We start from the raw sequence: 12,158 nt of genomic DNA on the forward strand, positions 1-12,158 counted from the left end.
AGCCTGGTTGGCGCCGCCGCATGGCACTTTGGCGCAACATCGGTGGTCATAGCCTGCGAACCTCATCAGGCACCTTCCTCTAAGGGATTTAGTCATGCTCCGTTCCTTGCGCTTTGCTGCCTTGATAGGCGGCGTTATTTTGAGTGCGTCCGCACTGGCGGCAGACATCGACGCTGTCAGTTATGGCTACCCCTTGACCAACCCGTTCGAGGCGACCATTGCCACGACGCCGCCGGACTTGCGTCCCGAGTTGCCGTCCGATGACGCGATCCATCAATCCGACTACACCCTGAAGCTGCGCCCGGAACGCGAGTTCGACCTGCCGGACAATTTCTGGGCAGTGAAAAAACTCACCTATCGCATGGCCACACAGGATCACGCCGCACCGCTGATTTTCCTGATTGCCGGCACCGGTGCACGCTTCGACAGCAGCATTAACGAATACCTGAAAAAGCTCTACTACAAGGCCGGCTATCACGTCGTGCAACTGTCCTCGCCAACCAGTTTCGACTTCATGAGCGCCGCTTCCCGCTTCGCCACCCCTGGCGTGTCCAAGGAAGACGCCGAGGACATGTACCGCGTGATGCAAGCAGTGCGTGCGCAAAACCCGAAGCTGCCGATCACCGACTACTACCTCACCGGCTACAGCCTGGGTGGACTGGATGCGGCGTTTGTCAGCAAGCTGGATGAAACCCGACGCAGCTTCAACTTCAAGAAAGTCTTGCTGCTCAATCCTCCAGTCAACCTCTACACCTCTGTCACCAACCTCGACAAACTGGTGCAAACCGAGGTCAAGGGCATCAACAACAGCACCACGTTCTATGAACTGATGCTCAACAAGCTGACGCGTTACTTCCAGCAAAAAGGCTACATCGACCTCAACGACGCGCTGGTCTACGACTTCCAGCAATCGAAACAGCACCTGAGCAACGAACAGATGGCCATGCTGATCGGCACCTCGTTCCGCTTTTCGGCCGCCGACATCACCTTCACCTCGGACCTGATCAACCGACGCGGCCTGATTACCCCGCCCAGGTTTCCGATCACCGAAGGCACCAGCCTCACGCCATTCCTCAAGCGTGCACTGCAATGTGATTTCAACTGCTACCTCACCGAGCAGGTGATCCCGATGTGGCGCGCCCGGACCGACGGCGGCAGCATTTTGCAGTTGATTGACCAGGTCAGCCTCTACGCGCTCAAGGACTACCTGCACGACAGCCCGAAAATTGCCGTGATGCACAATGCCGACGATGTGATCCTCGGCCCGGGCGACCTCGGTTTCTTGCGTAAAACCTTCGGCGATCGCCTGACGGTTTACCCTCACGGCGGCCATTGCGGCAACCTCAACTACCGCGTCAACGCCGACGCCATGCTGGAGTTCTTCCGTGGCTAAACACCTCCTTCTGCTCGCTGCACTGCTTGGCGCAGTCGGCTATGCCCATGCCGACAACAGCAAGGCCAACTCCACGACTGTGGTTGATCAGGACGGCTTCACCGAGCCGATGACCAAACTCAAGTTCAACCCGGGGCTGGACCAGCGTGAGTTCGAACGCTCGACCCTGAATGCGCTGAGTGTCTATGACCCGCTGGAGTCGTGGAACCGTCGGGTCTACCACTTCAACTACCGCTTCGACCAATGGGTGTTCCTGCCAGTGGTCGACGGTTATCGCTACGTCACCCCAAGCTTCCTGCGCACTGGCGTCAGCAACTTCTTCAACAACCTGGGTGACGTACCCAATCTGGTGAACAGCCTGCTGCAGTTCAAGGGCCAGCGCTCACTGGACATCACCGGGCGATTGCTGCTCAACACGACCCTCGGCATCGGCGGTCTGTGGGACCCGGCCACCGCCATGGGCCTGCCGCGCCAGGTCGAAGACTTCGGCCAGACGCTGGGCTTCTACGGGGTTCCGGGCGGCGCGTACTTCGTACTGCCAATCCTCGGCCCTTCGAACCTGCGTGATACCGCAGGCCTTGCGGTCGACTATACGGCGGAGTCGGCCATCAACTACCTGAACGTCTCGAAAGTCAGCGAAAACCACCCGGAAATCTGGGTCCTGCGCAGCATCGACAAGCGCTATCAGACCAACTTCCGCTACGGCCAGCTCAACTCGCCGTTCGAGTACGAGAAGGTGCGTTACGTGTACACCGAAGCGCGCAAGTTGCAGATTGCCGAGTAGCTTTAGCGGCAACAAAAACCTGTAATGATCGCTCCCACGCTCTGCGTGGGAACGATTAACCAATCCAGGCTTCAGCCTTTGACTGCGCGCCAGATTCTGCTCACTGCCATCACACCCGCCAACACCACCGCACCGGCAATAATCCCCGCCACTGCGTTGAGCAACGTCGGCACGATAAACCCGGCACCACCGGCACCGGCGCCGACGCCTTCAATCCAGTGATGCACCACCGGCACGCCATGGGTCAGGATCCCGCCGCCGACCAGGAACATCGCCGCCGTGCCGATCACCGATAGACCCTTCATCATGTACGGCGCGGCGCGCAGGATCGCGCCACCGACGCTTTTGGCCATTTGCCCGGGCTTGCGGGTCAACCACAAGCCGAGATCATCGAGCTTGACGATGCCCGCCACCAGGCCATAAACGCCGATGGTCATGACGATAGCGATACCTGAGACCACGATCACTTGCTGCATCAGCGTTGCACCGGCCACGGTGCCAAGCGTAATCGCGATGATTTCAGCCGAAAGAATGAAGTCAGTGCGCACCGCGCCTTTGATCTTGTCCTGCTCGTACGCCACCAGATCAGTTGCCGGGTCTGCTACGGCTTCGACCAATTGCGCGTGTTCCGCCTGATCTTCAGCCTTGCTGTGCAAAAACGAGTGGGCAAGCTTTTCGAAGCCTTCGAAACACAAGTAGGCGCCACCAACCATCAACAACGGCGTGACCAGCCAAGGAACGAACGCACTGATGGCCAGCGCCGACGGCACCAGGATCAGCTTGTTGCGAAACGAGCCCTTGGCCACGGCCCAGACCACCGGAATTTCCCGCTCGGCACGGACACCGGATACCTGCTGGGCGTTGAGCGCCAAGTCGTCGCCGAGCACGCCGGCGGTTTTCTTCGCGGCCATCTTGGTCATCAGCGCAACGTCGTCGAGTACGGCGGCGATATCGTCGATCAACACCAGCAAACTGCTTCCTGCCATCGGTCAGGCTTCCCTACACAAAAAAAGTGCGCGGAGCATAACGCGCTCGGTGCGTGAGAAGCGAGACGCCTCAATGCTCGGTTTGAGCAGCCGATTGCACTTGCCAGCCTCCGCCCAGGCTCTGGAACAACGCGACACTGCCCTGACTCAGCAAACCCTGAGTATCGCGCAGGTTCTGCTCGGCTTGCAGCAGGACCAATTGCTGAGTCAGCACGGTTTGCTGACTGACGGTGCCCGCGCGCTTTTGCGCCTCCTGGCTGCCAAACAATTGCCGGTTGCGCTGGTAGATCTGCTCGAAGGCCTGGGCCTGGGTGTGCAGGTGATTGATCGCCGAAAGGTTGTCTTCAACGTTTTGCAATGCACTGAGCACCGTGCCGCGATAGTTCGCCACATCCTGATCGTAACTGGCCTGCGCCTGCTGCACCGCGGCTTTCCGGACACCGCCCTCGAAAAGGGTTTCGGCCAGTGCCGGGCCAAGGGTCCAGACCCGGTTCGGCACGCTGAACAAGCCACCCAGCGCCGTACCGCGATAACCAACCTGACCGGTCAGATTCAGCGTCGGGAAAAACGCCGCCTCGGCCACGCCGATCTTCGCATTCGCCGCCGCTGCCGCACGCTCGGCGGACACCACATCGGGACGGCGCTGCAACAGACTCGACGGCAGGCTCAGCGGCGGCATGGGCACCACGAAGCGATAGTTTGCCGTCGACGGCAGATTGAATTGCGCAGGCGCCACGCCCACCAGCACCGCCAGCGCATGCTCGAACTGCTCGCGCGAGCGCTGTGCAGTTTGCAAGGCCGCGACCACGCTGCTCAGCTGATCCTGGGCGACCAGCAATTGATCGTTGGTCGCGGTGCCTTGCACGGTCTGAACCTGAATCATCGTCAGCAACTGCTGATTGATCGCCTGCTGCTGTTGCAACAAACCGACGTCAAGGTCCAGCTGGCGCAAGCCCAGGTAGTTGCTGGCGACACTGGCGCTGATGGACAGGCGCACACCTGCCAGCAGCGCGTCGGAAGCCTGGGCCGACGCCTGACTCGACTCGATGCCACGCCGCACCAGGCCCCACAAATCCGGTTCCCAGCTGGCGCTCAACGTGGCGCTAACCGTTTGCACGACACCGCCAGCACTGCTGCCAGATGAGGTGCTGGTGCCAGTGCTGCTACTGCCGCTACTTGCGCCAACCCCTCGCGATCCGGACAACCCGACGCCCACCGTCGGCCACAATCCGGCGCGGCTCGACGCCACTTGGGCCTGTGCCAGACGATAGGCCGCTTCGGCGGCGATAATCGATTGGTTGGCCTTGGCCGAGCGCGCAATCAGGTCATTGAGGATCGGGTCCTGGTATGAAAGCCACCACTGGCTGTCCAGCGCGCCCTGCGGATTGGCCGCCGCACGCTGCCATTGCGCACCCTCCTTGAAGCTCATCGGCAATTCGATGGCCGGTTTTTGATAATCAGGACCGACCATGCAACCGCCCAACATCAGGCTCAGGACCAAGGCGAGCAAGATCGTTAGCTTTCTTCGTTCACGGTCCATTCACGTCTCCTCACGCCGGCGCCCCAGGCGCCGGGACGCCCGATCGAGCCAGAGGTAGATCACCGGGGTGGTGTACAGCGTCAGCATCTGGCTGAACACCAGCCCGCCAATAATCGAAATGCCCAGCGGCCGACGCAGCTCCGAGCCATAGCCACTCACGAGTACCAGCGGCAACGCACCGAGGATCGCGGCCAGCGTCGTCATCATGATCGGCCGGAAGCGGATCAGGCACGCCCGGCGAATCGCCTCCTTGGCGCTGAGCCCCTGCTCCCGACGCTCGGTGATCGCAAAGTCGATCATGATGATCGCGTTTTTCTTGACGATGCCGATCAGCAAAATCACCCCCACCAAGGCAATGATCGACAGCTCGGTGCCGGTCAACAACAAGGCAATCAGTGCGCCCACGCCGGCAGACGGCAAGGTCGAGAGGATAGTCAACGGGTGTGTCAGGTTTTCGTAGAGGATGCCCAGCACGATGTACACCGACAACAATGCTGCGCAGATCAGCAACGGCTCGCTGGCCACCGACGACTGGAATACCTGCGCCGTCCCGGCAAATTGCCCGACCACGCTGGCGGGCATTCGCAGCTGTGCCACGGCATTGTCGACCAATGCCGTGGCCTGGCCGATGGACACGCCGGGCGCCAGATTGAACGAAGCCGTCACCGCCGGGAACGTGCCCTGGTGACTGATGGAAATAGCCGTGCGATCCACCGAGTAATCGGCCAGCGCCGACAACGGCACCAACTGCGGGTTGGCGCTGGCGCTCAGGTTCGGTACGACACTGCGACCCTTGCTCACTGCACCCGTGCCGACCGGCACATAGATCGAGCTGAGCGTAGCCGGGTCGGTCCAGTACGGCGGCGCCACCTCCATCACGATGTGGTATTGATTGGCCGCGCGATAAATGGTCGAGACCTGGCGCTGGCCAAAGGCGTCGTAGAGTGTCTGGTCGATAGCCGAAATACTGACCCCGAGCCGTGCCGCCACATCGCGGTTGATCTTCACGTTGGCCAGCAGGCTGTTGTCCTGCTGATCGGTGTTGAGGTCGGTCAGTTGCGGCAACGTATGTAACACCGCCAACACCTTGGGCACCCATTCATCCAGCGCGCTCTGATCATCGGCCGTCATGGTGTACTGGTACTGCGCACCACTCTGGCGACCACCGACAGTGATGTCCTGGGATGACTGCAAATACAGGCGCGTGCCCGGCAGCTCGCCGAGGGTGTGGCGCACTTGCGTGATCACCTGATCGGCGCTGTCTCGGCGCTCGGCCAGCGGCTTGAGGGAAATGAACAACTGTGCCGTGTTGATCGCCCCGCCACCGCCTCCACCACCGCCGACAAACCCGCCCACCGTCAGCACATTCGGGTTACCCAGGACCTTCTGGTTGATCTCCCTGAAACTGCGTTGCATCGACGCGTAGGAAACGCTTTGTGGCGCGACGATGCTGCCGGACAAACGCCCGGTGTCTTCCTGTGGAAAAAAGCCCTTGGGCACCAGCACATACAACACCCCGGCGAACGCGATCACCAACAACGTGACCAAGCCCATAAGCATCGAGTGCTCGATGACCCAGCCAAGGGTACGGTCGTAAAACCGGTGAAATCGCGAGTCGGGTTGATCGCTGTCCTTCGCCGTCTGCTCCTGAGTGCGCAGCAATAGGCTGGACAGCATCGGCGTGACCGTCAGCGAGATCAGCATGGAAATCATGATCGCCACCGACAAGGTGATCGAAAACTCGCGAAACAGCCGCCCGACAATACCGCCCATTAACAGCAATGGAATAAACACCGCCACCAGCGATACGCTGATGCTCAGCACGGTGAAGCCGACTTCCTGCGCGCCCACCAGGGCTGCATGCAGACGGCTCTCGCCTTTTTCCAGGTGACGCATGATGTTCTCGACCACCACGATCGCATCGTCCACCACGAACCCGGTGGAAATGGTCAGCGCCATCAGCGACAGGTTGTTCAGGCTGTACCTAAGGAAATACATCGCCCCAAAGGTCCCCAGCAGCGACAACGGCACCGCAATGGCCGGCACCAGGGTGCTGCGCCAATCGCGAAAGAAGCCGAATGTCACCAGCGTTACCAGCACAATCGAGGCGATCAGCGACAACTCGACATCGTGCAGCGACGCGCGAATGGTGGTGGTGCGATCCATCAGGATATTGAGTTTGATGCTCGCCGGAATCGAACTTTGCAGGAACGGCAGTTCGGCTTTCACTGCATCCACGGCACTGATGACGTTCGCCCCCGGCTGCTTGAACACCACCAGCAGCACCGCCGACTTGCCGTTGGACAGACCGAAATTGCGCAAATCCTCGACGTCTTCGCGCACATAGCCAAGGTCGGAGATACGCACCACATCACCGTGGTGCTGCCTGACCACCAGCGGCGCGTAATCATCCTTCTTGTAAAGCATGTCGTTCGCCGCAATGCCCTGGGATTGCGCCCCGACGGCCACCGAACCCTTGGGCAGGTTGGCGTTGGAGGAGGCGATCACCGCCCGCACCTGTTCCAGGCTGACGCCGTAGTGGTTGAGCCGGTCCGGGTTCAGCTCGATGCGCACCGCCGGCAACGCGCCGCCGCCGACGGTTACGTCGCCGACGCCTTTGGTTTGCAGCAGGCGTTGCTCCAGCAGGGTCGAGGCGACATCGTACATTTGCCCCGGTGTGGCAGTGTCCGAGGTCAGGCTGATGACCAGGATCGGCGAATCGGCGGGGTTGACCTTGCGGTAGGTCGGGTTGCCCGCCAGATCACTCGGCAGGTTGGTTCGCGCCGCATTGATCGCCGCCTGCACGTCCCGCGCGGCGCCGTTGATGTCGCGGTTCAAATCGAATTGCAGGTTGATCCGGGTCGCGCCCAAGGTACTGGACGAGGTCATCTGGGTGACGCCGGCGATCTGTCCGAACTGGCGCTCCAACGGCGTTGCCACCGAACTGGCGACGGTGCTCGGGTCGGCTCCGGGCAGCGATGCGCGGACGCTGATGGTCGGAAAATCCACCTCGGGCAAGGGCGCCACCGGCAACAACAGAAACGCCAGGATACCGGCCAGCGCCAGCCCTGCCGCCAACAGGGTGGTGGCAATCGGACGCTGGATGAACGGCGCGCTGAGGTTCATCGCCGTCAGCCTTCAACGACCGGAGGTCGCCGACTGAAGCGGCGTTCCAGTTTATGCATGGCGAGGAAAATCACCGGTGTGGAGAACAGCGTCAGCAATTGGCTGAGCAGCAGCCCGCCGATAATCGTAATCCCCAGCGGATGCCGCAGCTCGGAGCCGATCCCGGTGCCCAGGGCCAATGGCACCGCACCGAACAGCGAGGCCATGCTGGTCATCAGAATTGGCCGGAAACGCAGTTCGGCCGCCTGCCGGATCGCCGCCTGCGGGCTCAAACCGCCCTTGCGCTCCAGCTCCAGGGCGAAGTCGACCATCATGATGCCGTTCTTCATGACGATGCCGATCAGCAGCACGATGCCGATCAGGCCAATGATGTCGAACTGCGTGCCGGTGATCAGCAGTGCCAGCAACGCGCCCAGCGCTGCCGACAGCAGGGTCGAGAGGATCGTCACCGGGTGCACGAAGCTTTCGTAGAGAATCCCCAGCATCAGGTACACCACGACAATCGCCGCGATCACCAGAAACACCTGGTTGGACAATGACGACTCGAAGGTCGCCGCCGCGCCTTCCAGCGACGCTTGCACCGTCAACGGCAAACCGAGTTGCGACTCCACGTCCTTGAGCCGGTTCACCGCTGCGCCGAGGGACTGGCCGGGTGCGAGATTGAATGACACGTCAGCGTAGGGAAACTGTCCGAGTCGGTTGATGGTGATCGGCGTGCGCACCACTTGCATGCTGGCCATGCTCGACAGCGGCGCCACCCCGCCAGCCGGAATGTTCACGTAAAGGCCGGTGAGCAGATCGGCCAGATTGTGCGGCGGATGATCGGTGGCCAGCACCACATGATATTGATTGAGCTGGGTGTAGAGGGTCGACACCTGACGCTGGCCGAAGGCGTCGTACAGCACATCGTCGATGGCTTGCGGCGTAATGCCCAGGCGCGAAGCGGTAGCGCGGTCGAAGGTCAGCTGGATCTGATTGCCGAACTGCAGCGCCTGGCTTTGCACATCGGTGAACATCGGGTCGTGCTTGAGCGCCGTCAGCAGCTTGCCGGTCCACAGCGCCAGCACCTCCGGCTCGGTGGCTTGCAGGCCAAGTCGATAGCTGGTGGTCGACACCGTGGCATCCAGGGTCAAATCCTGCACCGCGTGCAGGTACAGACGAATGCCGGCGTCATCGCTGTTCGCATCCGACAGCCTGCGGATCACCGCCGCACTGCTGTCGCGCACGCCGCGAGGTTTGAGGTTGATCAGCAGGTTGCCCTGATTGATCGTCGGGTTGGTCTGGTCGATGCCGACAAAGGACGACAGGCTTTCGACCGCCGGATCGCGCAGAATCCTCGCGGCCAGTCGCTGCTGCTCGAGCTGCATCTGCTGGAACGAAATGGTCGGCGAGGCCTGGGAGATGCCCTGAATCAGTCCGGTGTCCTGCTCGGGGAAAAAACCCTTGGGCATCACCACAATTATCAACAGGGTCAGCAACGCGGTACACACCACCGAGATCAGCGTCAGGACCTGGTGTTCCAGCACCCAGTCCAGCCCCCGCAGGTAGTGACCATTGATCCGGTCGAAAAAATCGACCCGTCGCTCCTGCTGCCGGGGCTTGAGCATCCGCGCGCACATCATCGGTATCAGGGTCAGTGAGATCAGCGCCGAGATAATGATGGTCACCGCCACGGTCATGGCGAACTCGCGAAACAACCGGCCCACCACATCGCCCATGAACAGCAGCGGGATCATCACCGCAATCAGCGCCACCGACAGCGAAATGATGGTGAAGCCGATTTGCGCCGAGCCCTTGAGCGCGGCCTGCAAGGGCGGCTCTCCGGCCTCGATGTAGCGCGTGATGTTTTCGATCATCACGATGGCGTCATCGACCACAAAACCGATAGCGATGGTCAGCGCCATCAGCGTCAGGTTGTTCAGGGAAAACCCCAAGGCGTAGGCCACCGCCAGCGTGCCAATCAGGGCCAGCGGCACCGTGACGGCGGGAATTACCGTCGCCGGGATTTTTCGCAGAAACAGGAAAATCACCAGCACCACCAGCACCACCGCCACACCCAGCTCGTACTGCACGTCGGTGACCGAGGCGCGGATGGTCTGGGTGCGGTCGGTGAGCACGGCGACTTTCAACGTCCCCGGCAGACTGGCGCGCAGCTTGGGCAGCAGTCCCTGAACCCGGTCCACCACATCGATCACGTTGGCCCCGGGCTGGCGCTGGATGTTCAGCAGAATCGAGGGCGTGCTGTTGGTCCACGCCGCCTGACGCGGATTCTCCGGCCCCTGAATGGAACTGGCGATTTGCGCCAGGCGAATCGGTGCGCCGTTTTTATAGGCGATCACCAGCTCGTTATAGTCATCGGCCGACTGCAACTGATCGTTGCCGCCAATCGAGTACGCCTGGAACTTGCCGTCGATGTTGCCTTTGGCCTGATTGACGTTGGCATTGCCCAGCGCCGTGCGCAGTTCCTCCAATGACAGGCCCAGGTTGTTCAGCGCCGAGGTATTGGCCTGAACCCGCACCGCCGGGCGTTGGCCGCCGCTGATGGTGACCAGACCAACACCGGTGATCTGTGAGATTTTCTGTGCCAGTCGAGTGTCGGCAAGGTCTTCGATTTTGGTCAGGGGCAACACGTCGGAGGTCAGTGACAGGGTCAGCACCGGCGCGTCTGCCGGGTTGACCTTGCTGTACACCGGCGGGTACGGCAGGTTCGTCGGCAAGAACGTCCCGGCGGCGTTGATGGCCGCTTGCACCTCTTGTTCGGCGATATCCAGCGACAACGCCAGATCAAATTGCAGGGTAATCACCGAAGCGCCGTCGGAGCTGGTGGAGCTCATCGATTTGAGCCCCGGCATCTCGCCGAGCTGGCGCTCCAGTGGCGCAGTGATCGACGAGCTGACCACCTGCGGACTGGCGCCGGTGTATTGGGTAAACACCTGAATAGTCGGGTAATCGACCTCGGGCAGCGCCGACACCGACAGCAAGTGATAACCCAGCATCCCCAGCAGCAACACCGCCACCATTAACAGTGTGGTGGCGACCGGCCGCTCGATAAAGGGCCGCGAGACGTTCATGGCGGGCGGCTGTTCATTGGGCAACGACCTTCACCGGCGAGCCATCATCGAGCTTGTCCGCACCCTCGGTGATCACTTGTTCGCCGGGTTTGAGGCCGTTATCGAGAATCGCCGTGACGTCGCCCATTGCCGGGCCGGCCTTGATGTTGCGCAGGCTGGCCTTGTCGCCGTTGACCACGAACACGAAGTCACCTTTGCTGCCATGTTGAATCGCCGTGGTCGGTGTCACCGGCACCTGACTCAGCGTGTCGGCCTTGAGCCGGGCGTTGACGAACTGGTTGGGGAACAACGCATTGCCGGAATCGTCGAACTGCGCCTTGACCTTGATCGTGCCCGTGCTGGTATCCACCTGGTTATCCAGCGCCAGCAGGCTGCCGGTGCCCAGCAGACCGTGCTTGTTGCGGTCGTAGGCGAGCACTGTCACCGGCCCTTTGGCCATCGCCTGATGGATCGCCGCCAGATCATCCTCGGGCACCGCGAACACCACCGTCGCCGGGCGCATCTGGGTAATCAGCGCAATGCCCGTGGTCGTGGCAGTGGTCACGTAGTTGCCCGGATCGACCAGCCGCAAACCCACCACGCCATCGACCGGCGAGGTAATAGTGCAGTAACTCAACTGGACTTCGAGGTTCTGCACACTGCCTTGATCGGCGGCGACCGTGCCTTGTTGCTGCTGCACCAGGGACGCCTGGGTGTCGAGGGTTTGCTGGCTGGTGGAACCGATTTTGATCAGTTCGCGAAAACGCGCCAGATCACGCTGGGCATTACTCAACAGCGCTTGATCGTGAGCCAGCGTGCCTCTGGCCACCGCCAGTTGCGCCTTCAGCGCCCGGTCGTCGATCCGCGCGATGACCTGGCCCTTGCGCACCTGCTGGCCTTCCTCGAATTCGACCGAGGCAAGAATGCCGTTGACCTGCGTTATCACGGTCACACTGCGGGTGGGCGTGACCGTCCCCAGGGCGTCGATGTACACCGGCACATCCTGCAAGGTCACCGCCGCAACTGCCACCGGCTCGGCAGGTGTTGGCGGCTTGCCTTTGCGTTGTCCGCTCTCGCGGTAAAACCACAGGGCGGCGGCCAACAACACCAGCAGCACAGCCCCGATCAGCAGAGCACATTTGCCTCGCCTGCTCCTCACCACGGTTTCTCACTCAAACGGACTGAACACCAAACGCAACGATGCGAAGTGAATGCCGGGCCGTTTACACAAGAAATGGCCAAAAGGCCTGATCGCTCACTTGAACTTTAGCAGTGCGCC

At 61.4% G+C, this 12,158-nt stretch carries 7 protein-coding genes; 2 read left to right on the plus strand and 5 right to left on the minus strand.

Features of this window, described 5'->3' with window-relative positions; genetic code table 11:
- The first annotated feature begins 94 nt into the window (after positions 1–94).
- Entirely contained in the window at positions 95–1,393 is a 1,299-nt protein-coding gene (locus tag FPT12_RS04385; RefSeq protein WP_145014816.1) for a serine/threonine protein kinase, read from the plus strand.
- Entirely contained in the window at positions 1,386–2,177 is a 792-nt protein-coding gene (locus tag FPT12_RS04390) for a VacJ family lipoprotein (protein WP_145014817.1), read from the plus strand. Before FPT12_RS04385 ends, FPT12_RS04390 begins: the two co-directional genes overlap by 8 nt.
- A 71-nt stretch (positions 2,178–2,248) precedes the next feature.
- Here FPT12_RS04390 and FPT12_RS04395 read toward each other — a convergent pair whose 3' ends face one another.
- From FPT12_RS04395 to FPT12_RS04415, 5 genes are all read right to left on the minus strand, one after another.
- Entirely contained in the window at positions 2,249–3,163 is a 915-nt protein-coding gene (locus FPT12_RS04395) for a DUF808 domain-containing protein (RefSeq protein WP_145014818.1), read from the minus strand.
- A 70-nt stretch (positions 3,164–3,233) separates the two neighbouring features.
- Positions 3,234–4,703, minus strand: a complete 1,470-nt coding sequence (locus FPT12_RS04400; RefSeq protein ID WP_145014819.1) for an efflux transporter outer membrane subunit — start codon at positions 4,701–4,703, stop codon at positions 3,234–3,236.
- Positions 4,704–7,829, minus strand: coding sequence for an efflux RND transporter permease subunit (locus tag FPT12_RS04405; RefSeq protein ID WP_145014820.1), 3,126 nt, complete (start codon positions 7,827–7,829; stop codon positions 4,704–4,706).
- Positions 7,830–7,834: 5 nt separating this feature from the next.
- The gene (locus tag FPT12_RS04410) at positions 7,835–10,900 is read right to left on the minus strand and encodes an efflux RND transporter permease subunit (protein WP_145015002.1); all 3,066 of its coding nucleotides are present in this window, start codon (positions 10,898–10,900) and stop codon (positions 7,835–7,837) included.
- Between the two features lie 13 nt (positions 10,901–10,913).
- Entirely contained in the window at positions 10,914–12,041 is a 1,128-nt protein-coding gene (locus FPT12_RS04415; RefSeq protein ID WP_145014821.1) for an efflux RND transporter periplasmic adaptor subunit, read from the minus strand.
- Between the last annotated feature and the right edge of the window lie 117 nt (positions 12,042–12,158).

It is taken from the genome of Pseudomonas sp. H3(2019) (assembly GCF_007713465.1).
GTDB lineage: Bacteria > Pseudomonadota > Gammaproteobacteria > Pseudomonadales > Pseudomonadaceae > Aquipseudomonas.